The sequence below is a fragment of the Actinoallomurus liliacearum genome (assembly GCF_039542035.1).
GTDB classification, from domain to species: domain Bacteria; phylum Actinomycetota; class Actinomycetes; order Streptosporangiales; family Streptosporangiaceae; genus Actinoallomurus; species Actinoallomurus liliacearum.
In genome coordinates this window covers 135,060-155,735 of the sequence record NZ_BAABHJ010000023.1, presented here as the reverse complement: position 1 = coordinate 155,735, position 20,676 = coordinate 135,060, and the positions used below count along the sequence as shown (strand labels likewise).

At 70.3% G+C, this 20,676-nt stretch carries 21 protein-coding genes; 8 read left to right on the top strand and 13 right to left on the bottom strand.

Going from position 1 to position 20,676, the window contains the following annotated elements; all coding sequences use genetic code 11:
• Positions 1-16: 16 nt before the first annotated feature.
• A complete protein-coding gene (locus ABD978_RS28835) occupies positions 17-475 on the bottom strand; it encodes a hypothetical protein (RefSeq protein WP_345361432.1) in 459 nt (152 codons plus the stop codon).
• Between the two features lie 69 nt (positions 476-544).
• The gene (locus ABD978_RS28830) at positions 545-1,549 is read right to left on the bottom strand and encodes a hypothetical protein (RefSeq protein ID WP_345361429.1); all 1,005 of its coding nucleotides are present in this window, start codon (positions 1,547-1,549) and stop codon (positions 545-547) included.
• A gap of 233 nt (positions 1,550-1,782) precedes the next feature.
• On the opposite strand from ABD978_RS28830, the gene ABD978_RS28825 reads away from it, so the two are divergent.
• A complete protein-coding gene (locus tag ABD978_RS28825; protein ID WP_345361426.1) occupies positions 1,783-2,940 on the top strand; it encodes a hypothetical protein in 1,158 nt (385 codons plus the stop codon).
• Between the two features lie 67 nt (positions 2,941-3,007).
• Here the strand turns inward: ABD978_RS28825 and ABD978_RS28820 are convergent, their stop codons facing one another.
• The 3 genes from ABD978_RS28820 to ABD978_RS28810 all read right to left on the bottom strand — a co-directional run bounded on the left by ABD978_RS28820 (position 3,008) and on the right by ABD978_RS28810 (position 5,903).
• On the bottom strand, positions 3,008-3,259 hold the full coding sequence (locus tag ABD978_RS28820) for a hypothetical protein (protein ID WP_345361423.1): 252 nt from the start codon (positions 3,257-3,259) through the stop codon (positions 3,008-3,010).
• A 904-nt stretch (positions 3,260-4,163) separates the two neighbouring features.
• Positions 4,164-5,051: a sigma-70 family RNA polymerase sigma factor gene (locus tag ABD978_RS28815; protein ID WP_345362476.1), complete on the bottom strand. Its 888-nt coding sequence runs from the start codon at positions 5,049-5,051 to the stop codon at positions 4,164-4,166.
• A gap of 309 nt (positions 5,052-5,360) precedes the next feature.
• Entirely contained in the window at positions 5,361-5,903 is a 543-nt protein-coding gene (locus ABD978_RS28810; protein ID WP_345361420.1) for a hypothetical protein, read from the bottom strand.
• 304 nt (positions 5,904-6,207) lie between these two features.
• Between ABD978_RS28810 and ABD978_RS28805 the strand changes: the two genes are divergently transcribed.
• Positions 6,208-7,407 (top strand): EamA family transporter, encoded by a 1,200-nt coding sequence (locus ABD978_RS28805; protein ID WP_345361417.1) that lies wholly within the window; start codon positions 6,208-6,210, stop codon positions 7,405-7,407.
• A 160-nt stretch (positions 7,408-7,567) separates the two neighbouring features.
• Here ABD978_RS28805 and ABD978_RS28800 read toward each other — a convergent pair whose 3' ends face one another.
• On the bottom strand, positions 7,568-9,061 hold the full coding sequence (locus ABD978_RS28800) for a DMT family transporter (protein ID WP_345361414.1): 1,494 nt from the start codon (positions 9,059-9,061) through the stop codon (positions 7,568-7,570).
• Between the two features lie 343 nt (positions 9,062-9,404).
• On the opposite strand from ABD978_RS28800, the gene ABD978_RS28795 reads away from it, so the two are divergent.
• Together ABD978_RS28795 and ABD978_RS28790 are read left to right on the top strand one after the other, a co-directional pair.
• Positions 9,405-9,767 carry a hypothetical protein gene (locus tag ABD978_RS28795; protein ID WP_345361411.1) on the top strand — a complete coding sequence of 121 codons (363 nt, stop codon included), beginning with the start codon at positions 9,405-9,407 and terminating at the stop codon, positions 9,765-9,767.
• A gap of 141 nt (positions 9,768-9,908) precedes the next feature.
• Positions 9,909-11,309, top strand: coding sequence for a sensor histidine kinase (locus tag ABD978_RS28790; protein WP_345361408.1), 1,401 nt, complete (start codon positions 9,909-9,911; stop codon positions 11,307-11,309).
• Here ABD978_RS28790 and ABD978_RS28785 read toward each other — a convergent pair.
• Positions 11,211-11,570 carry a response regulator gene (locus ABD978_RS28785; RefSeq protein WP_345361405.1) on the bottom strand — a complete coding sequence of 120 codons (360 nt, stop codon included), beginning with the start codon at positions 11,568-11,570 and terminating at the stop codon, positions 11,211-11,213. The genes ABD978_RS28790 and ABD978_RS28785 overlap by 99 nt on opposite strands.
• Before the next feature lie 66 nt (positions 11,571-11,636).
• Positions 11,637-12,617: a S16 family serine protease gene (locus tag ABD978_RS28780; protein WP_345361402.1), complete on the bottom strand. Its 981-nt coding sequence runs from the start codon at positions 12,615-12,617 to the stop codon at positions 11,637-11,639.
• Positions 12,618-12,665: 48 nt separating this feature from the next.
• Between ABD978_RS28780 and ABD978_RS28775 the strand changes: the two genes are divergently transcribed.
• Positions 12,666-13,391 (top strand): response regulator transcription factor, encoded by a 726-nt coding sequence (locus ABD978_RS28775; protein WP_345361399.1) that lies wholly within the window; start codon positions 12,666-12,668, stop codon positions 13,389-13,391.
• On the opposite strand, the gene ABD978_RS28770 is transcribed toward ABD978_RS28775, so the two are convergent.
• Together ABD978_RS28770 and ABD978_RS28765 are read right to left on the bottom strand one after the other, a co-directional pair.
• Positions 13,348-14,100, bottom strand: a complete 753-nt coding sequence (locus ABD978_RS28770; protein ID WP_345361396.1) for a hypothetical protein — start codon at positions 14,098-14,100, stop codon at positions 13,348-13,350. The two genes, ABD978_RS28775 and ABD978_RS28770, sit on opposite strands and share 44 nt — an antisense overlap.
• A 14-nt stretch (positions 14,101-14,114) precedes the next feature.
• Positions 14,115-14,915: a hypothetical protein gene (locus tag ABD978_RS28765; protein WP_345361393.1), complete on the bottom strand. Its 801-nt coding sequence runs from the start codon at positions 14,913-14,915 to the stop codon at positions 14,115-14,117.
• Between the two features lie 339 nt (positions 14,916-15,254).
• Here ABD978_RS28765 and ABD978_RS28760 point away from each other — a divergent pair, with 339 nt between their 5' ends.
• Positions 15,255-15,755, top strand: coding sequence for a GNAT family N-acetyltransferase (locus ABD978_RS28760; protein ID WP_345361390.1), 501 nt, complete (start codon positions 15,255-15,257; stop codon positions 15,753-15,755).
• Between the two features lie 71 nt (positions 15,756-15,826).
• Here ABD978_RS28760 and ABD978_RS28755 read toward each other — a convergent pair whose 3' ends face one another.
• Positions 15,827-17,932: an MMPL family transporter gene (locus ABD978_RS28755; protein ID WP_345361387.1), complete on the bottom strand. Its 2,106-nt coding sequence runs from the start codon at positions 17,930-17,932 to the stop codon at positions 15,827-15,829.
• 111 nt (positions 17,933-18,043) lie between these two features.
• Between ABD978_RS28755 and ABD978_RS28750 the strand changes: the two genes are divergently transcribed.
• Positions 18,044-18,799, top strand: a complete 756-nt coding sequence (locus ABD978_RS28750) for a TetR/AcrR family transcriptional regulator (RefSeq protein WP_345361384.1) — start codon at positions 18,044-18,046, stop codon at positions 18,797-18,799.
• On the opposite strand, the gene ABD978_RS28745 is transcribed toward ABD978_RS28750, so the two are convergent.
• Together ABD978_RS28745 and ABD978_RS28740 are read right to left on the bottom strand one after the other, a co-directional pair.
• Entirely contained in the window at positions 18,757-19,404 is a 648-nt protein-coding gene (locus tag ABD978_RS28745; protein ID WP_345361381.1) for a thiaminase II/PqqC family protein, read from the bottom strand. The two genes, ABD978_RS28750 and ABD978_RS28745, sit on opposite strands and share 43 nt — an antisense overlap.
• 45 nt (positions 19,405-19,449) lie before the next feature.
• Complete coding sequence (locus tag ABD978_RS28740) at positions 19,450-20,151, bottom strand: adenylate kinase family protein (protein WP_345361378.1); 702 nt, start codon at positions 20,149-20,151, stop codon at positions 19,450-19,452.
• Positions 20,152-20,397: 246 nt separating this feature from the next.
• Between ABD978_RS28740 and ABD978_RS28735 the strand changes: the two genes are divergently transcribed.
• Positions 20,398-20,616 (top strand): hypothetical protein, encoded by a 219-nt coding sequence (locus ABD978_RS28735; RefSeq protein WP_345361375.1) that lies wholly within the window; start codon positions 20,398-20,400, stop codon positions 20,614-20,616.
• Positions 20,617-20,676 lie beyond the last annotated feature (60 nt).

Here is a 20,676-nt window from a genome sequence, read left to right as displayed (position 1 = left end):
CGCCCCGGCCAGGGCCTCACGGCACCCGCGGGACTTCGAGGACCCGGGCTCGAGCCACGGCCTCGACCAGCGGGGCCGTGAGGCCGCTTAATGGGGTACGCCGTGCCGTCGCAGAAGGCCGAGCGTAGGGGACGCCCCTCCGCCGGCCGGCGGATCCGCGCAGCACGAACCCGCGCACCGCGTCCGCCCAGAGGGTGCCCCCCGATGTCTCCGCCACGCGGACCGGCCGGGCGCCGGGGGCCGCGGAGAGGCCGCCCAGCCTCCAGCCGGTTCGCCGGGCGGCGTCCGCGAAGGCGACGACCTGGTCCAGGTCACGCCGGAGCCGTCGCAGATCGGCGCCGCTGAAGTACACCGGCAGACCACCGAACGCGACGGCGCTGCGACAGCCGAGCCGATCGGCGATCTCGACCACCCGATCCAGCACGCTGCGGTGCAGGAGACCCGTCCGCTCTCCGTCCACGACGAGTCCCACCATGCTCAGCAGGCGCTGCGATCCGGTGATCGCTTCCTCCGATCGGCCGGAAGGTCGGCGGCGAGGATCCGCTCAGGCCGCGCACATGTTGATCACACGGTCCGAGTTCAGGATGAAGTTCGCCGCCTCGTCCGGGGTGATGTCGAGCACGTCGACGGCCAGCCGGACCGGACCGGCCTTCTCGGGGTCGCAGCGGTGACAGCGGGCTCGGTTGTCCCCGAACACCTTCACCGACGGACTCTGGCCACCGTCGCTGTGCCGGCCCGGGCGAGGGCAGTACCACAGGCCCCGCTCGTCGGGCGAGGAACCGAGCCGCCGGAGCAGCTCCCGGATGTCGACCGCGTTGGCCTCGGCGAGCCGGCGGTTCCGCGCCGAGACGGGGACCGGAGACACCACCTCGGCTCCCTTCCGCGCGGCCCGGAACTCCTGTCGAAACCGTGCCGCCTCCCGGCGGACCGCCTCGAGGTCGATCCCCTGGTTCGGGTCCTCCTTCGAGACGGGGGCCGGTTCGGTGCCGGTGGACAGATAGGGGAACCGGTCGTCCGCCCGCCGGCGCAACGCGGCGACGAGCACGAACATGGCCAGTGCCTCCCTGGCCGTGTCCGGCGGCACCATCCGGAGGCGTGCCGCGTAGCGGATCACCGACGCCGCCTCGGGGCTGACCAGCCCCTGCTCGCCGGCGCCGAGCTGCACGGTGGGGACTCCCTCCGCCGTCGGGCCCCCGACCTGAGCCCAGACGAGGAACTCCGAAGGCTTGCCGGCGTCGACGAAGGCTTCGGCCTGGCGGTCCAACCGGGAGAACTCCAGCACGGTCCCGTCGGCGTAGGCGTCGATCCGCCGCCCGGCGAATCCGCACAGCGCCGCGTACGTGGCGAGTCCGCTGATGCCCTCCGGCGCCAGGAAGATGACCCGGGCCCGGAAGTCGGCCGGCGTCAGCCCGCTGGCCCGCAGGCCGTTGATGACGGAGGTGATGGCGTCACCCTCGCCCGGGACGAGGTCGACCGTCTTCGCCACGTTGGGAACGGGCGGCGACCCGGCGGTGCGGATGGCGAGCACGTAGTCGGTCAGCTTGTTCATGGATCTCCTTTGCGGTCACCCCCGACGGCATTACGCCTGACTGTCCTGTGCGGCACGCGACCCGCATGTCCCCTTTTGGATACTTGCCGACCTGGCGTCCTCACAGACGGTCCGATCAGGAGGGTGAGCACCGGCCTGGGCGGCCGGTGCCGCGCCTGGCCAGTCCGGCCAGGCGTTCGACATTACCGCCGACCGGCCCGCCGGTCAGCGGCAGGACACGAAAACGAGGCACAGTGGCTCCTACGACGAACATTAAGGAAGAGTTCTACGTCCGGCGCCTCTTCAACAACGACGTCCCGGTGTTCGTGGACGCCACCCGGCATGTCAAACAGGACCTTCCTTACCCGCTCAGCGCGAAGAAGTCCCTGAAGGCGACCTGCGGCGTCCGGACCGACGACGAGGTGGTCGCGTTCAGTCTGCGGAGCTACACCAGCAGGCAGGCGGAACGGGAGGTCGAGAACGTCGAGACCCAGGTCGGCGGGAAGGTGGTGTCCCAGAACATTCTTCACCTGCGGATGCCTCGGAAGACGTTGCACGGTCTGAACGAGACCGCCCGCGAACTGTCGGCCGTCCTGGGCGACGAGGTGATCGTCGAGTTCGGTGAGACGCTGTACGTCCTGCAGCTCTCCCGCACCGGCGGTGAGGGAGAGCTGAAGCTGGTCGGCAAGTTGGACCGGTCCGATGCGGGATATGTCAGGTCCAAGATCGACGAGGCCGACGTCGAGTTCGAACTGCCGATCAGTGGCGTCCGCCTCCGTCTCTTCATGCGCTCCCCGATCCGGGAACGCATCCTCGCCTACAGCTTCGGCGGCTATCTGACCCGCAAGCCGGGTGAGATCGAGACCATCACCCGTGCGACGGCGCTGACCCTGAACAACGTCCTCGGCCTCTCGACCTTCCGCATGCTGTCCGGGCTGGAGACCGTCGACGTCCCGGCGCTGTCGCCGGAGGCCGGGCACCGGCGGCGCCAGCCCTCCGCGCGGATCGCCTTCGACGTTCCGGTGATGCTCTTCGCCCAGGACAACACGCCGGCGGCCCGTGGACACATCGCCGCGGAGATCGACCTGGACGGCGTGGATCCGGTCACCGGTGGGCTGCAGATCGTGGTGAGTGAGAACGACCGGCTCGAGTGGAACCCGGCGCTGGCCGGCCAGACGGGGTTCCAGGCCTACGAGCAGGTGCTCGCGGAGACCATCGCCTCCGTGGTCCACTCGGTTCTCGGTGCCGACAAGGTCCGCGACATCGCCTACGACATCATGCTGTCGGAGCTCAAGCCCGAGGCCGTCGCCGAGATCCAGGCGGCCACCGGGGACTTCCCCGGACTGGCCGCCAACCCCGCTCAGGCCGAGGTCCGGCCGACGCAGCCGGCACCCGGCGTTCCGGTCGCCTGACGACGGCGGGCACGGATCCCGGCCCGGCACAGGCCCGGGATCCGTGCCAGGTACCGGCCGGCACGCCTCACGGCGCGCTGGGATGCCAGATGATCGAAGAGAGCGTGAGCAAGGCGCTCAGGCAGATGACGGCGAAGGTGACGAGCCTGGCGCTCAGCACCGGGCCGTCCACTCGCGGCAGCCGGTCCATCCAGGCCGTACGCGTCGTTCCGCCGCCGCCTCCGCCGTCGTCCACGTCGGGGTCGTCACCGTCGTCGAGGAACCAGGTGTTCTGCACCGTCTGCGGGGATCCGTCCTGGGCGGCACCGCTCGCGGGCACGCCCCACCCCGAAGCCGACGGGGCCGGGCGGGTGTCGCCCGCCGTCACGCCCCAGCCCGGAGCCGAACCGGTGCCGCTCGCGGGCGCCCCCCAGTCCGAAGCCGACGGCGCCGAAGCGGTATCGCTCGCGGACACGTTCCAGCCGGAGGCCGACGGCGCCGGTCCGGCATCGCTCGCAGGTGCGTCCCAGCCCGAAGCCGACGGCGCGGGTCCGGTGTTCCCGCCCGCCGGCCGGGCCGCCGTTCTCCCACTGTCCACCGCGGCAGTACGGCCCGGCGCGGCTCCCGGTGGCGCGTCCCAACCGGAAGCCGAAGGAGTCGAACCGGTGCCGCCCGGGGGCGCGTCCCAGCCGGAAGCCGACGGCGCCTGCGCGGCGGTACCGTCCGTCTGCCGGCCCGCTGGTCCCCTGGTGTCCGCTGCGGCGGCACCGCCCGGCTTGGCTCCCGGTGGCGCGACGTCCATCCCGTTCCACGAGTCGAACGAGTCCCAGCCCTGGCCCTGCGACCCGCTCGACGGCGGGCCGGCCGATGGGTTACGCGGCGTGGCCGGCGCCTTCTCCGGCGCCACCGGTGGCTTCTTCGGGGTCACCGGCGGCTTTCGCGGCGGCGCCGGCGGCTTCTTCGCCGTCACGGGCGGCTTTCGCGGTGGCTCCGGTGGCTTCTTCGGGGTCACCGGCGGCTTTCGCGGCGGCGCCGGCGGCTTCTTCGCCGTCACCGGCTGCTGTGGCGGCGCCGGCGGATTCTCCGAGGAAACGGACGGGAGGGTAGCGCCGAGCTCCGCTCCGCCCCACGTGGCCGAGGGCTCGTTCGCGATCTCCTCGGTGTCGTCAATGATGACCCAGGAGTCCTCCTCTGGAGGCTCCGGTCGGTTCGCCGCCCCACCCTGGTCGTTCATCGGTTCCCCCTCAGGCGACTTCCGCGATCGGCCCACGCAGTTTGGCCAGCGCCTTCTGCTGGATCTGCCGCACTCCTTCGCGCGAGAGCCCGAGCCTGTCGCCGATGAGGTGGAGGGGCTCCTCCGGTTCGCCGTCCAGCCCGAACCTGCGGGTCAGGACATAGCGTTCGCGGGCGTCGAGACCCGGCAATCCGTGGTCGCTGACCGTACGCAGGTCGAATCGGAGCAGCACCTCATCCTCGACGCTCGGTGATGGATCGGCCAGCCGCTCCGCCCAGGGGGTCTCCTCATCGCCGGAGTTGCCGCTCGGCGCATGCAGGCTGTCCAGCCTGGGCGCGTCCAGGACACGGCGCACCTGGGCCTCCGTGGTCCCCGCCCGCCGGGCGATGTCCGCGTAGTCGTAGGGAGCATCCGTTCCGAACTGGGCGGAGAACGCCTGCGTGGCCGCCAGGATCACCGGGCGCTTCTCGAAGTCACCGGGATTGAGATTCGGGTGGTCGGCGTCTCGTACCGCACGCAGGACCTCCCGCTGGATCGGCTTGAAAGCCCAGCTCGAGAAGGGTCCGCGGGACGGATCGTAGGAGGAGATCGCCCACAGGAGGCCGACCTTTCCGGCGCTCTCGAAGTCCTCACTGTGCTCGTTGCACTTCGAGGTGAACATCGCGACGTACCGGCGTACGAGACCGTAGTTCGCCGTCATGATCTCCAGCGTGACGTCCTCGAGTTCACGTTCGGTCCGCCGCAGCGCGACCTCGGAGAAATCGTCGACCTCGCCGGCGTCGACCTTGGCGCGCAGGTCCGCGAGCAGCTCCCGAAGTCGTATACAGCGGGCGAAGAGCTCGTCGTTGCGGCTGCGGTAGTCGTCGTTGGCTCGGCGCTCACCACCGGCCGGCTGCACGATGTCCAATCCCGGTCCTCCCGAAGCTAGTGCCGCACCCAGTTCTAAGGTGATCAACCCGGCTTTGGCCCCAAAATTGGAGGAGTGTTGACACGCCGGGCGAACGGGTGAAGGCGCTCCGTACGGGACGGATGGGCCATCCGACGTCGGCCGGGGCAGCGAGCTTCCAGGTGGAAGGCAGTATCCGTCGGCTACTGCGAGCCGACATGCGTCCAGGGACGGCAAACGTCGTTGACAAAAAATTGATCTGCCGTGGACCTGCCGTTGATTCGGCGGTGACCGGATGGCAGGCGACGGTCGGGAACGCCGTCAACGCATACGGCGGCCGCCTCCGTAGCCACCTCCGTAGCCGCCGCCGTAACCCCCGCCGTAGCCCCCGTACTTGAACATCCCGTCGTCGAAGAGCAGGGAGTAGACGGCGTAGACCACCACCCCCATGGCCGCCAAGCCGGCCAGGCCGATCCCGGTGCCGCCCACGGACTTCAGCGGCGTCGCCGCCGCGGTGCAGACATCGTGCTTGCACACGGCGTCCTTGTGGTTCTGGAGCCACTTGTCGGGCGGTGACGTCACCCGGACGTGCGGGGCACGGTCGATCAGCACCGCCGTCTGCCGCACTCCGTCCTCTTCCGCCGTGGCCCCCGGTTTGAACTCCTTGCCGAGGTGGATCGCGCGCCGGTCGCCGTAGATCGCGTTGGTGACCTTGCCCTCGAACCATGAACGGTTGGCGATGCAGATCAGCGCGACGATGCCCATGAGCGCCACGAACCCGGCGCCGACGAGCACGCCGCCGCAGCCAAGCCTCCTAGCGCGGTAGTACGGCACGACAAAGATCTGTCCGGAGTTCAGCGGCACGGCAACCCCGCCGACGGGTCCGTTTCTCCTCCGGGTGTCTCCGCAGTCCGTGGTCTCGTCCCGTTCCCGCACGTCGTACGGAGGCGGTGACCGCGCGGGACCGCGTCGATGACCCTCGGACCTGGGCCGTGAGGGTTCCTGGCGTGACACGCCCGTTTCCGAAAAGTGACCCGGGCCATCCGTGTCTGAGGCGCTCAGGCGTTGCCGCTTCCGGTCTGCTCCGTACGGTCACACATGTCCGATTCCAAACGAACGGACCGTACCGGGGTCTTCCCCGGGCGTAACAGACAGGGAGTGAATTTTCATGGAAAAGGGTAAATCGCCACGCCTCATCGGCGTGGCCGAACTGTTCGTCGCCATGGTGGCGACGAATCTGTCGAACGTCCTGCTCGTCGTCCTCAGCGGCAAGGGCTTTTCCGCCCTGATGGTCGCCGGGTTGGTCACCGCCATCGGCGGTGCGCTGATGGTCCTGCCCATCACGTGGGCGGGTTTCAAGTACGACCTGTCCACGGGGCGTAAGCGCATCGCGTTCCCCATCCGGTGGACGGGGTTCCGGATGCACGACCTGCGGGCGCAGGGCTGGAACATCGCGAAATTCTCGGTCGTGAGCCTGGTGCTGAACCTCTTCTACGGAGAGGGCGTCGTCAACTGCTCGCTGGCCGTGTTCGTGGCCTTGGAGACCGCCGGCCTGCTGTTCACGCCGGCGCTGATGAACCTGTTCTCGCCGGTGACGCTGCACGTGTGGAAGAACCGGAGCCTGCGTGGCTTCAGCGGGCCGCTCGTCTCGATGGCAGGTCTCCGGGGCTTCAAGTGGCCGCTCGTCACGATGGCGGGCGTCCTGTTCCTCATTCAGCCGGGTGCGGGAACGACCAACCCGCTCGGGATCGCCTGCGCCTTCCTGACCGGCGCCGGCATGGCCGTCCGACTCGTTCTGACGAAGAAGCTCCCGGCCGGACAGGGGAACCTGGTTCGTGGCTGGTCCGGCTTCAACGCCGGGCTGGGGCTCATGCTGCTCGCCCCGCTCGTCGAGACGAACAACCCCGTCCTGTCGGGCTGGTTGGTCATCGTCGTGCTGGCGGCGGCCTTGACCAACACCACGATCCCGAGCGTCGCGGAAGTGTCCGCGACGCGGAAACTGGAGGCCACCACCGTCTCCGTCATCCTGGCGGCGACTCCGGTGGTCGCCCTGGCCATCGCCTGCCTGCAGGGCTGGCGCCTGCCGAGCCTGGCCGAGTGCACCGCCATCGTCCTGGTGGTGGCGGGAGCGGTCGGTGCCGCTCGGTCCGACAGCGCCGAGCAGGCGGCTCTGACGGCTCTGTCTCAGGGGGACGCCCTTGAGCAGACCGACGAGCCGGACGCTCCCACCGGGACGTCCAAGAGCGAGAACAAGAAGCCGAAGCCGCAGCGGCTGCGGCGGAAGTCCAAGAAGGCCCCGAGCTGGAAGAAGCACGCGGGACGCCGGAAAGCGGGCCGCCGCCGCCCGAGGCCGAAGAAGAAGCACTGACCGAGACAGGTGAGGGCCTGAGAATGACTGAGGCCCCGGGGAAACCCGGGGCTTCGCGTTGTTGGGGGCGCGTATCGGGACACGCGGATACCCCGAACAGGGCTCAGCCCCGGGAGATCACCCCCCGGGGCTGCTGTTCACTTCCGGCTCGTGCCTTCAGTCACTTCTTGCGGGCGTTCTTGGGCCGACGGCCCTTCGCGCCCACCTGGGTGTTCTCGCGCCCCCGGGCGTGCGCCTTGTCGTACCCGCGCCGCTTGCGCCAGGACTTCGCCTTCCGCTGCGGCTTCGGCTGCTTCTCCTTCTCCTCCTCCACGTCCTCGTCGTCGTCGAAGACCGGCCACCCGGGGTCACCACCCGGCGTCATGTCCTCGTCCCTGAAGGCGTGGTGCTTCTGCTTCTCCCTGGCCAGCTCTTCCTTCGAACCGGTGAGGGTTGCGCTGAGGACCGAGACCGCGAAGATCGTGCAGATCCCGGTCACGACCGATGCGCCCAGGGCCTGATTCAGGATCACCAGACCCACCAGACTGCTGAGCACCGGTCCGTTGGCCGACAGGAGGCCGGCCATCCTCTTGGGCAGGTGGAGCGGCCCCTGCGAGACGTAGTACAGGACCGCCCCGGCGACCGAGAGGAAGCCCGCGATGAGCCCCCGCGTGAAGACCTCCCAGGTCCAGTGGACCGTGAGGAGGGAGGGCGCTCCGATGATCAGGCCGGCCACCATCGAGATGACCGTTCCCTTGAGCTGGATGCCCGCGTGGGCCATCGCCTTTCCTGCCCCGATCATGACGGCTGAGCACACCGCGCCGCCCAGGGCGGCCAGCAGTGCCATACCGTCGATGTGCTGGCCCCAGGGGATCATCATGATCGCCCCGGCGGCCGACCCGAGCGGCAGGACGAGGGAGAGGATCTTCTTCGTGTCCCACCACTCGATCAGGTTCGCCTTGTTGCGGTTCCGCCACTCGATCAGCATGGCCTTGTCGATCGAACGGAGTTTCGTGATCAGGCCGCCGCTGGGAAGCGGCAGTCCGACGAGCGGCAGTCCGCGGAGAGCCAGGGCCGCGATCACCACGGACATGGTGATCCCGCCCATGGCGGTGATCGCGTTGCCGCTCGCGAACGGCAACTTGATCGTGTAGTACGAGGCCAGCAGGCCGGCGCCGTACCAGGCCGCCAGGAACGGCAGGACCGTCAGGACCCAGCGGTGCTCCTTCTTCTCCTCCCAGGCCTTGAAGCGGCGCAGGAGCGTGTGCACCACGGGCATCCCCTCGGTGCGGTGCTCCAGCCCCTTGATCACCTTGTCGCGCCGCTCGGTGAGCGGCTTGGCTCCGCGCAGGGGCTTTTCGTTGATCCAGCGTTTCCCGGCGAACAGCAGCGCGATGGCGATCGGCGTGCTGAACACGTAGGAGATGGTGGTGGCCTGGATGGCCGCCAGCGCGTGGCTCGCCGTCAGCGGCTGCATGACGGCCGTCCCGGCCTTCTGGCTCACCGACCCGCCCAGGTGAGCGGTGGCGGCCACCAGCCATACCGCCCCGGCCAGTGCGCCGAGGAGCCAGTTGACCGCACGACGCGGGTGGTGGATGACCAACCCGCAGGCGGAGCCGATCCGGCCGAGGAGCCGGTTCGGCAGCGGAGGGATTTCTCCCCTGTTATTTTTCATTTCGGTGCTTTCTTGTCCGTGTCGTCGCGCACGCTTTATGCGATGCGCGGGGTCTGCACTGCACTGCTTCCGGCCATCGATGCCGAAGAAGAGTGCGTCGCAGCGCCCACAGTGACGGTCCGCAGGGACGCCCGCGCGGCAAGAGAACTTCAGGTGAACGCGACCCCAAGCGTCACGTACGAGAGATCGCCGCGGAGGTCGCACCGCCCCTCGGCGGACACGGGCGGAATTCGCGCCCATACCTGGTTGCGGTGAGCGGCACCCCACGGACAGTAGGCCTCGACAAGAGTCCGCGCCGGACACAGCACCACACCCGGCGACTACAACGAAGGAGAGGTCGGCCATGGCTGACAAAGGACAGGCGACCGACACCGAGGCCACCCAGCCCGCGAAGCTGATCCTCAAGGCGGACCGCAAGCTCGTCGCCGCTCACGAAGCCGCGGCCGATCGGGTCACCGCCGCCGAGAGGGAGCTCGCAGCCGCTCGCGAGGCCGCGGCCAAGGACGTCGAGGCCGCGGCGGACTTCAAGGCCGCCGCGGAGGCCGAGGTGGCCGCCAGGGAGGCCCGCGACGCCTTGCTGGAGGCGCTCCGGCGGCAGCACAAGGTCGTCAAGGAGACCCGCGGGAAGAGGCGCGCCAAGGAGTGGGAGCTGACCGTCTTCGGGAGGATCCTCGACCTCCTGGGCAAGCTCGTCTCCTCGCGCTGAACCACCGCCGTACCGGCGGCTCAACGGCCCGGCCCCCGCCACCTTCATGGTGGTCAAGGGGCCGGTTCCCTTTTCCCGGTGATCGGCCCTGGGTCACGGGACAGCCTCCCCATGATTTCTCTCGGCACTACCATGAGTGTGGTGATCACGGCGGTGCTCGAAATCGGTGTCTGGGGAGTGTTGGCGCTCGTCGCCTGCGGGGCCCTCATCCTGGCCGCCGACGCGCTGCTCACCCGGGAGATCGCGGTGTGCGTCGCCCGGCCGCCGCTCGAGCTTCCGCGCCTGGCCGCGAAACGGCGGACGGCCGCCGCGGACCTGGTTCCGCTCGCCGACGACCTGCGGCGTGCGTCGCGCGCGGACCGGTTGGTGCTCACGATGTCGCTGCCCTCCGGCGACACACGGGTGGACGTGCCGGTCGACGGCCGTGGCCTGCGGCCGGATGACCACGGCGGGCTCGCGGACCTCCGCCGCGACGGAGTCCCCCATCGGATCCCCCGCCGGGCGCTGCCGGACGGATGGCGGGCCGGCGTGTACCTCGGGATCCAGGCCGGTGACGGGCGGAACGCGGGCCTTCTCCTGATCGGCTGGACCCGGCCGACCGGCCCGTATCTGGCGTCCCGGATGGTCTCCGGCGTGCCGGGTGGGGCGCTGACGGGCGCGGCCCGGGCTCTGGGCGCGTTCTGGGACGACGTGTGGGATCGCCACGAGATCGGGAGGGAACGAGCTCGACTCGACCTCACGGCCGCGGACGGTGCGGCGCAGAGATTCAGGGACGCGCGGCAACTGTTGCTGGACTCCATACGGCACGAGCTGCACGGCCCGCTGACCACGGTCCGCGGTCACGCCCAGCTGCTGGGCGCGTTCCTACCGGACGACCCCGACGCGACGGACTCGATCGAGGCGATCCTCGACGCCGTCAAGATGATGCACCACACCGTCAAGGGCCTTGCCGCCGTCGGCGCCTCGGATCCGTCCGCGCCGCCCGCCATGACGGCCGAACCGATCGACGTCACGGCGCTGCTACGCCGAACCGTGCGGACCATCCCGTCGGTGGCGGCGCGTACGCTGATCGACGTTTCTCCCGGCAGCACCGTACGCGCCGATCCGTGGGGGCTGCGGCAGTGCCTGCTGGCGGCCCTCGGCAACGCGCAGAAGTACGCGCCCGACGGGAAGATCACCGTGACGGCGCGCGAGGTCGACTCCTACGGCGTCATCGGCGTCGCGGACGAAGGCCCCGGCATCCCCTGTGGCGAACGTGCCCACGTGCTGCGGCCGTACTACCGGACGCCCGCCGTGGGGAACGCTCCAGGCTCGGGGCTCGGGCTCTACATCGCGGACCTGCTGATGACCGCGATGGGCGGCCGGGTCGAACTGGCGACCGCCCCGTCCGGCGGCCTGCAGGTCGACTTCTGGGTCCCGCGTCCGTTAATCCGACCAGGCCGGTCAGCCGCCCGCGAGGGCGGAGATGAGACCACGGAGCTCGTCGAGGTCGAACGGCTTCGGGAGAACGCGGGTCAGGGCGCCGTCGTCCAGGTCGCCTGAGGTGCCCGCGGCGGCGGTGAGCACCAGCACGGGCAGACCCGCGGTACGGGCGTCGGCGCGAATCCGGGCCACGAGATCGGCCCCGTCGATGTCCGGGAGCATCCGGTCCAGGATCAGCAGCCGCGGCAGGGCCACGGTGGTGAGCCGGTGCCAGGCCTCGCCGCCGTCCCCGGCCAGGTCCGCCTCGTGACCGGCACGTTCCATGATCATTTGGAGCAGTCGCCGGACACCGGGGTCGTCGTCGACGATGAGCACCCGCATCTGGTCTCCGGTCCGATGGGCATCCGTGGTTCAGACGCTACCAGCGCCCGGCCGGTGCCACCTTTCTCAAGAAATCTCGCAGGCCGGAGAGCGTCCGCCGGCGGCGCACAGCCACTTCACCGCGTCCGAGACGGAGCCGACCGGGACGATCCGCATCGTGCCGCCCCGCGCCGCCCGCACCGCGATGTCGCGCTGAAGGGCCGGCACGAAGAACACGTCCGCGTGGGCCGCCATCGCGGCCTTCACCTTCTCCTCGACCTCGCCGACGGTGGTCACCGAGCCGTCGAGGGCGACTCCGCCCGTACCGGCGACGTGGCGCCCCCCGATCAGATCTCCCGAGCCCAGCGCGTCGACACGGGCGAGTGTCAGGATCAGCCCCGCCGACGGGCCCTGTACGACGCCGAGCGGATAGGTGGTCGCGGCGACTCTGGGATCCACCCGTACCGCGGCGAGCGAGGCAGCCGGTATCCGCTTGATCGTGGACGTCCCCAGCGACTCGCCGGAGGCTCTGGGGGCCACGAGGACGCTCACGTTCGCCGGGTCCACCGTGGCGGACGACAGATCGGTCTGGTCGCGGAGCGGTGCCAGGTGCCGGGCGTCACCCGCGGCCAGGAGCACGTCACCGGGGTGCAGCCCGCTCGTGGCCGTCGTTCCCGTCACCCCGGTCACCTGGAGCCCGGCGCTGCCGGTCGGTGTCCGTCCGTCGGCGAGTTGAGCGGCGACGAGTGCCGCCGTGGCCTGCGACCGGTCCATCGCCTCGGTCATCGACTGACTCGCCGCCGGGCTCGCCGCCCCGCGCACCCGGACCGTGCGTTCCCCCTTGAATTCGGCCAGTGCCCACCGGAACCAGGTGCTATGCCGTACGACCACCGTCGTGACCAGCCAGGATCCCCGCTGCGGCGAATCGATCCGGATCACCGGGCCGGGTACGATCCGGTCGTACGGCGAGCCGGTCAGGCCGAAGCCCGCGAGCATGAGCAGGGAGAGGATGACGGCGTAGCGTATGCGTCTGGTCTTTTCCCTGTCACGCGTTGTGGCATCTGCCATGATCAGCTCTTGTCGGGTTCAAGATCGCATTGGGTATTGTGAGGATCCGTGCCACAGGTTCTCCTCGTCGACGACGACCCGCGATTCGTCAAGGTGGTCGCCAGCCTTTTGAGCAGGCGCAACCTTCAGGTGAAGTCCGTGTCCAGCGGGGAGCTGGCCCGGCAGGCGCTGAGAAACGGGGACATCGACCTCGCTCTGCTCGACCTCAACCTCCCTGACATCGACGGGCTGTCCCTCATCCACGAGCTGCGCGAAGAGGGAAACGACACGCCCGTGATCCTGCTGACCGCGCGCAGCAAGCCACACGAGCAGGTCCTCGGGCTGCGGCTCGGCGGCGACGACTACATCACGAAGCCGTTCGACCCCGAACTCCTGCTCGCTCGGATCCACGCGGTGCTGCGCCGTAGCGGCACGGGCCGGACGACGGACCGGGGGCGAAGCGACCTGGTGGACCTGTCGCCCGCCCTGGCCGGCCGTTCGCCCGTCCTGGTCGACCTGGCGGCGCGCCAGGTCTTCAGGGACGGGGTGGCGGTGCGGCTGGCCCCGATGGAGTACGCCGTGCTGGAGTTCCTGGTGCGCAACCGCGGCCGCGCGGTCTCCAAGGAGGAGATCATGGTGCAGGTGTGGGGCACCGACCGGGGCGTCTCACGCACGCTCACCGAGCACATCTCCCGGTTGCGCCGCAAACTCGGCGAGGGCCTGGTGGTGACCCGGACGGGGTACGGATACATCATTCCGACCGCTCCTGAGGGCCCCGCAGCCAGAGCTCAGTGACGAGGACGTTCTTCTTCTCCACCCGGCACCACATCTGGTGACGCTGACTCTCCATGGTGGTGCGCCACCGGGCCATCCCCAGGTCGCGGCCGATTCCGTTCTTCGGCCGGGCCGGCCAGGGCAGCCCGACCTGCCGCCCCAGTCGTTCGATCTCGCTCCGGGTCAGGTGGGCGGAGACCGACCGTACGGTGTGGATCGTGTACTCCTCATGCCGCCGGACCGATACCTGCTGATGGACGAGTCCCAGTAGCGCGGCATGGGTGCGGAGCACGTCCCTGACCATCTGCTCCGCGAGTCCTCCGGGCCTCCGCTCCTCCTCGAGCTCTCCGAGCAGTCCGGCGAACCCGTCGATCGCCGAGGCGAGGAGTTCGGTGTCCTCCCCGGAGTTCTCGCCGGCGGCCTCGGCGAGCAGCCTCGCCGTGACCGCCGCGATCGACAGCTCGCCCTTCATCCGATGGACGAGGCCCAGGACGAACCGATCGTGCCACTCCTCCGGTCGCGTCTCCCCGTCATGGCGTACGAGGAGGGCGGACGTCCCGCTCAGCGGGATCGCGGTCAGCGGACCGCTGCTGAACACGGACTGCCAGGTCAGTGCCTGGCCGGCGAGGATGAGGGATTCCCGGTCCAGGGAATCCTCACCGTCACCGCTCAGATCTTCGACACCGCGGGGCGGGGACCCCGCCTTCGCGTGAACGACCGTGGGAAGCATCGTCGGATGTGATCTCAGACCTCGTCCGCCGAAGCCGGCGCGGCCACCTCGGCCTGATCCGCCTTGAGCCGGTCCATCGCCTTCCGCAGGTCGGTGCCGGCCTTGACGACCTGAACGTAGAGGCCGGTCAGCTGCCCGGCGAGCTGCGCGTTCAGGCCACCCGCGCCGATGCCGCCGGAGAGCTGGTGCTCCTCGACCGCCACGACCGCGTCATCGCGTTCGACGAGGACCTCGGTGACCGATACGGGACTCATCGCGTTGCGCAGGTAGGTCGCCCGGTCGCTGGAGTATTCGATGATCTCCAGCTTCTCCCTGCCGAAGGCGCGGTTCAGCAGCCGCTCCGCGCCCTTGATGCGGCTGGCGCCCCGGCCGATGCAGGCGCCCCGGGCGTCGACCCCCAGAGTCGTCGGGGCCACGGCGACCTTCGCCTTGGTTCCGGCGACCCGTGCCACGTTCTTGATGACGACCTTTCCCGCGAGGATCTCGTCGACGAACCCCGACAGGATCCGCGCGACCAGTTCCGGCGAGGTCACCGACAGCAGCAGCCGCTCCGCGCCTTCCCGCTCCCCCTCCGCGATGCCGGTGACGAGGGCGATGAGGGTGTCTCCAGGCGCCAGCGGGGGCGGCGGCGTCCCCTCGGGCAGGTCGTACGTGTCGGCGTGCAGCAGGAGCGCGTTCCAGGCCCGTCCGCTGCCGGCGTCGTAGACGGCGCAGGTGAATCCGTCAGGGCCGGTGCCCTTGATGTGCGCGGTCACCGTCGTGCCGACGAGTGGTGACTCGAGCTCGAGCTCGCTCAGGATGGTTGACACGGTCATGGACCCTCTCGTTTGGCAGGCTCTGTGTCGCCTGGTCTCACCCGCACTCTAAGGTGCGGGCTCCTGACCTCTAAAGTCCGTGCGCTGCCGGTTTCGCAACCCGAAATCGTAAGACTTCCTCGCCTTCCGTCTCTCCGCGACCGCGAAACCCGGCCTCCATCGGCCACATCGCGTCGAGCCGCCCGGTCGCGTCCGGGCATCCGGCCCGACCCGACACGCCCGACCGCGAACCACCCGCGCGCGGGCGAACGATTCCCTACTGTGGCCCGGCATGAGCGAGCGCAGTGAGCGAATCGGCAACGCAGCGCCCCTGGTCGCTCCGCCGACGAAGGAGGCCGCATGAGCGAGCGCAACGAGCGAATCGAGCTCGTCGAGGCGTCCTTCGACGATCCGATCGTGACCGGCCTGCACGACGAGCAGGCCGCCGAACCGGCCGTCCGGTTCGGCGGCGCGGTCGGCCGCCGCTCACCGGCCGAGCCGGGAACCACCTTCCTGGTCGCCCGCGCCCGCATGACGCTGATCGGCTGTGTCGGGCTGCGCTGGGTGAGCGGTGCGGGGACCGATGGGAACGGGCCGTCATCCGCCGATCAGATCGCCGAGGTCGGCCACGTCTACGTACGGCCGGACTTCCGCCGCTTGGGAGTGTCCCGGCTCCTGCTGCGGGCCGCGGAGGACCTCGCTCGACGGCGCGGCTGCCGGACCGCGCGGCTCGTGGCCATCGACCCGCGCGACGCGGGGCTGTGCGAGTTCAGCGGGTACGTCCCCATTCAGCCGTTCGGCCCGCAGTTCGTGCGAAGCGGCTGCTTCGAGAAGAGACTGCGGGCCGAGACCGGCCGCTGACCCGGCTCAGGCGGGCCGCGACCGGCCAAGGCGGCCTCAGCGGGATGACGCGGCGTCCCCCGCCGAGCGGCTCAGGCGGACTCGCGGAGGGCGACCCGGGCGTGGAGGCGCCGGAGCGGGCTCGGCAGCCACCAGTTGGCCCGGCCGAGGAGCCGCATCGTCGCGGGCACCAGCAGCGCCCGTACGAGGGTGGCGTCGACGACCACGGCGACGAGGAGTCCGACGCCGATGAGCTTGATGAAGGAGATCCCCGACGTCGTGAACGCGGCGATCACGACGGCCAGCAGGAGGGCGGCGTTGGTGATGATCCGGCCGGTGCTCTGCAGCCCGGCGGCCACCGCGACGGTGTTGTCCCCCGTCCGCTGCCATTCCTCCCGGACCCGGCTGAGCAGGAACAGTTCGTAGTCCATCGACAGCCCGAACGCCACGGCGAGGATCAGCACCGGCTGCGACGCCTCGACCGTGCCGGTGGAGGTGAAGCCGAGCACGCCCGCGAGGTGGCCGTCCTGGAAGCCCCAGACCATCACGCCGAACGCGGCGCTCAGCGACAGCGCGTTCATCACCAGCGCCTTGAGCGGCAGGAGGATCGAGCCCAGCGCCGCGAACAGCAGCGCGAACGTCACCATGCCGACGAACAGGGCGGCCCGGGGCAGGACGTGGCCCAGGCTGCTCAGCATGTCCGTCAGCTGGGCCGTCTCCCCGCCGACGTACACCGTGCCCGGCGCGGGCAGCGACCGGATCCGTTCCACCAGGTCGCGGGCCGGCCGGGACTGCCGGTCGGCGCCGTACCGGACGGCGATGCGGGTCACGTCCCGGCCGGTGTCGGCGACCTCCGCCGCGGCGACCCCGGGCACGGCGCGCAGCCGGTCGAGGTAGGCGTCGACCTGCGGGCGGGACACACCGCCGGTCACCACGACGTCGATCGGCGAGACCGAGCCGTGCGCGAAGTCGCGGTCGAGGGCCGTCGCCACCGTACGGCTCTCGGCACCGCTCGGCAGTGCGCGGACGTCCACGCTGCCGAACCGGATGCCGAGGAAGGGCGCGCCGAGCGCGAGCAGCACGACCGTCGCGCCCACCGCGTACGCCACGGGGCGGCGCATGACGCTGTGCGCGAGCCGGAACCACGCTCCGCGCCCCTCCCGGTCGCCTTGCCGCCGTGGCAGCACGCGGAGAGCGTCGACCCGGCGGCCGAGGACCGCGAGCAGGGCCGGCAGGACCGTGAGGGCGGCCACCATGTCGACGAGCACCACCGCGATGCCGCCGAGCCCCATCGACCGCAGGAACATCTGCGGGAAGAGCAGCAGGCCACCGAACGCGATGGCGACCGTAACGCCCGAGAACGCGACGGTGCGGCCCGCCGTCGTCATCGTGCGCGTGAGCGCCTCCCGTTCGGAGTCCGTCCGGCCGAGCTCCTCGCGGAAGCGCGTCACGATGAACAGCGAGTAGTCGATGGCCAGGCCGAGCCCGAGCATGGTGATGATGTTGACGGCGAACGTGGACACGTCCGTGGTCATGGCGGCCACGCGCAGGACGGTGAACGCGCCGAGGATGGCGACGACGCCGATGGCGAGCGGGAGCAGCGCGGACACCACGCTCCCGAAAATGATCACGAGCAGCACCAGGAGGATCGGCATCGAGATCATCTCGGCGCGCGCCAGGTCCTTGGAGGTCTGTTCGTGGAGCTGGCTGTTCACGGCGACCGTGCCGCCGCGCAGCGTGGTCAGGCCCGGAGCGGTGAACCCGTCCCGGATCTTCTCGTACGTCTTGACCCGCGCGAACACGTCGGCGCCGCTCAGCCGCACGGCGACGTAGGTGGCGTGCCGGTCACGCGAGACGAACGCCGGTGATCCGGTGTTCCAGAAGGTCGTGACACCCCGGACCTGGTCGCGGGGCAGCCGGGCGAGGGTTCCGGTGACGGCGTCGCGGAAGGCCGGATCGTCCACGGTGCGGGACGCGCTCTCGTAGAGCACGACCAGGTCTCCGGCGGGCGGGCCGATCCGCTCGTTGATGAGCGCGGTGGCCCGGGCCGACTCCGAATGCGGGTCCTCGAAGCCGCCGCTCTTGAGCGAGCCGAAGACCTGTGTGCCCCAGACGGCGGCGATGACGACGAAGACCGCGGCCGCGGCCAGCACCCACCGACGTCGGCGGTGCATCAGGCGGCCGGATGACTCGAGCATGGGTCCGCTCCCCGAGATAATGTGTGGTAACAGCGATCAGGAAAGTGAACAGCGTTTACGGTGAACATCGTAAACGGAAGCATACGTTGTTAACTAACGTCAAGGAGAAGTGTGACGACCCGCCGCGAACGCCTGCGCGAGGCCACCGTGCGTGAGATCCAGGAGGCGGCACGTCGGCACCTGCGGGCCCACGGCCCCGCGGGCATCTCCCTGCGGGCCATCGCCCGGGACATGGGCATGACCGCCCCGGCGCTCTACCGCTACTACGCGAGCCTGAACGACCTCCTCGCGGCCATGATCGAGAGCTACAAGGCGGAGATCGGCGAGGCGCTGGAGGCCGCCCGGGACGCCGTGCCCGCCGACGACCTCGGCGGCCGCCTCGCCGCCGCGGCGCGGGCGTTCCGCCGCTGGGCGCTGGACCACCGGCCGGAGTTCACGATGGTCTTCGGCGCTCCTCCGCCCGGCTACGAACCGCGGGCGGAAGGTGAGATCCCCTCGGCGGGCGGTCTCGGCGTGGTCTTCTTCACGCTGCTCACCGACCTGTGGCGGCGCGAGCGGTTCCCCGTTCCGGCCGACGAGGACATCCCGGCCGGGCTACGCGAGCAGCTCGAGCACTTCAGCACGTCCTGCGGACTCGACCGCGCCGACCTGCCGCTCGGCCTGATCCGGGTCTTCGTGGGCTGCTGGGTCCGGCTCTACGGACTCGTCGCGATGGAGGCGTTCGGGCACGTCCACTTCGTACTCGACGACGCCGAGCCGCTGTTCGAGGCGGAGCTCGCCGAGGTGTCCGCGATGCTCGGCATCACGCGGCCGCTCCCTCCGGGTCACAGCCCTTCGGCGAGCGCCGCCCAGAACGCCGCCTCGTAGGCGTGCAGCAGACGGGCGGCCCGCAACGCCTCTCGCGGCTCCTCACCGGCCGCCAGGCCCTGCTCGATGACGGCGGTGGCCTGCTCGGCGAAGCCGGGTGGCGGAGCGGCGAAGTACCGGAAGAAGGCGACGGCCTCCTCGGCGAGGCCGTACCGCGCCGTCAGGGCGTCCGCCGCCCGCCCGCAGTAGGCGCCCCACTCCTGGAGGTTGGCCAGCATCGCGAGGGCGAGGCCGCTCCGCGTGCCGGACAGCGCGCTCCACGCGAGGTACGCGGGGTAGGCCTGAGCGAGGGGACGCGGCTCGTACGCCCGAAGGTCCTCCTCCGTCCAGCCGAGGGCGGCGGCGAACCCCGTCAGCAGGCCCAGCGCGGTGCCCTCACCGCCCGCCAGCGCCAGGAACAGGTCGCCCGCCGGCGGTTCGGGGAACCGGGCGGCGACGACGGCGAAGCTGCGGCGGTCGCTGCTCACGATGTGCCACTGCTCCCCCGCCAGCCAGGTCAGCCGCTCGCGCGGCACGGCCGACGCCTCCAGGAGCTCGAGGAAGCGGTTGCCTCCTGGCGGGTTCTCCGCGCGGGCGCGGCGGACGAGGTCCTCGGCGGCGCTCATGCGGCCTCCCTCATGCCTCCGCGCCGCCATGCGGCGTCAGGCGCGTCAATCGGAACCCGCCGTCTCGGCGGTCCGGTTCCGACCGTCCTCGGCGGGCCGGACGGGAGGCCGCCCGTCCAGGCCGAGGCGCTCGCGGATCTCCCGCTGCACGGTCTCCGGATCATGCCGGGCGTCGACGGCGAAGACGTACTCCTTGCGCCGGAACAGTTCCAGAACCGGGTCCGTCTTGTCGTGGTAGTCGCGCAGGCGGGCCGCGAGCGCCTCAGGCGTGTCGTCCTCGCGGGTGACCAGCTCGCCGTTGCACACGTCGCAGCGGTCAGCTCGTTTCGGACGGTCCTCGATGAGGTTGTAGTCCATGCCGCAGACGGAGCACAGCCGCCGGGACAGGACCCGGCGGCGTACCTCGGAGTCCGGCAGGTCGAGGTAGATCACGCCGTCGATGTCGTAGCTCTCCAGGAAGAACTCGGCCTGGCGCCGGCTGCGCGGGAACCCGTCGATGATGAAGCCGTAGTTCCAGTCGTGCTGCTCCAGCCGGTCGCGCACGATCCGTTCGACGAGGTCGTCGCCGACCAGTTCCCCGGCCGCCATGACCCGGCGGACCTGAGCGCCGATCTTCGTGTGCTGCTTGACGTGCCACCGGAAGATGTCGCCGACGCTGATCTGGACCAGGTCGAAGTCGCGGGCCAGCGCGGCGGCCTGGGTGCTCTTACCGCTTCCCGGCACGCCCATGATCACGTACTTCCGCATCGTCAGCAGAATGGCACAGCTCACGCTCCGCTGTCAGCCCGGATGAGAATGGACACGCCGATCGGAGTTCCGGCTCGCTTCCACGACAGTTGAGTACTGACCAAAACCCAGGGCTAATCCCGAAGAATCGTATGCGCCCGGCAATTCTCCGAGGCTTTGCCCCGCCTTGTGGTTTCCCACACTTACGCCTCACCGGTACACCGATAGAAAGGAGGCCGAACGGAGCCGAGGAGTTGGGGGGACGTCATGGCCCGTTCCACACCGACATTCGATCCGGAGGGTCTCACCATCGAGCAGCGCTGGGGCGAGGCGTGCGTGATCTGCCACAAGAAGTGGCCTCGACCACGCGTCCACGTCGGCCGGCTGCCGGATGACTCTCGTGTGTTCGCCTGCGACGACTGCGCCCCGGCGCTGCGCATCCCGGTCCAGCAGAGCCGGGGCCGGCGCGCGAAGATCAGGGCTTAACCGGAAAGGAGCGTCCCGGGTCCGGGGGGAGCCCGGGGCGCCCGATGAGAGACGCGCGCT

Excerpts from the sequence above, each read along its gene's own strand:
- ABD978_RS28760 (WP_345361390.1), top strand. The coding sequence starts at position 15,255 with ATGAGCGAGCGCAACGAGCGAATCGAGCTCGTCGAGGCGTCCTTCGAC.
- ABD978_RS28770 (WP_345361396.1), bottom strand. The coding sequence starts at position 14,100 with ATGCTTCCCACGGTCGTTCACGCGAAGGCGGGGTCCCCGCCCCGCGGT.
- ABD978_RS28735 (WP_345361375.1), top strand. The coding sequence starts at position 20,398 with ATGGCCCGTTCCACACCGACATTCGATCCGGAGGGTCTCACCATCGAG.
- ABD978_RS28785 (WP_345361405.1), bottom strand. The coding sequence starts at position 11,570 with ATGCGGGTGCTCATCGTCGACGACGACCCCGGTGTCCGGCGACTGCTC.
- ABD978_RS28805 (WP_345361417.1), top strand. The coding sequence starts at position 6,208 with ATGGAAAAGGGTAAATCGCCACGCCTCATCGGCGTGGCCGAACTGTTC.
- ABD978_RS28765 (WP_345361393.1), bottom strand. The coding sequence starts at position 14,915 with ATGACCGTGTCAACCATCCTGAGCGAGCTCGAGCTCGAGTCACCACTC.
- ABD978_RS28745 (WP_345361381.1), bottom strand. The coding sequence starts at position 19,404 with ATGAGCGCCGCCGAGGACCTCGTCCGCCGCGCCCGCGCGGAGAACCCG.
- ABD978_RS28780 (WP_345361402.1), bottom strand. The coding sequence starts at position 12,617 with ATGGCAGATGCCACAACGCGTGACAGGGAAAAGACCAGACGCATACGC.
- ABD978_RS28795 (WP_345361411.1), top strand. The coding sequence starts at position 9,405 with ATGGCTGACAAAGGACAGGCGACCGACACCGAGGCCACCCAGCCCGCG.
- ABD978_RS28835 (WP_345361432.1), bottom strand. The coding sequence starts at position 475 with ATGGTGGGACTCGTCGTGGACGGAGAGCGGACGGGTCTCCTGCACCGC.
- ABD978_RS28800 (WP_345361414.1), bottom strand. The coding sequence starts at position 9,061 with ATGAAAAATAACAGGGGAGAAATCCCTCCGCTGCCGAACCGGCTCCTC.
- ABD978_RS28830 (WP_345361429.1), bottom strand. The coding sequence starts at position 1,549 with ATGAACAAGCTGACCGACTACGTGCTCGCCATCCGCACCGCCGGGTCG.
- ABD978_RS28755 (WP_345361387.1), bottom strand. The coding sequence starts at position 17,932 with ATGCTCGAGTCATCCGGCCGCCTGATGCACCGCCGACGTCGGTGGGTG.
- ABD978_RS28740 (WP_345361378.1), bottom strand. The coding sequence starts at position 20,151 with ATGCGGAAGTACGTGATCATGGGCGTGCCGGGAAGCGGTAAGAGCACC.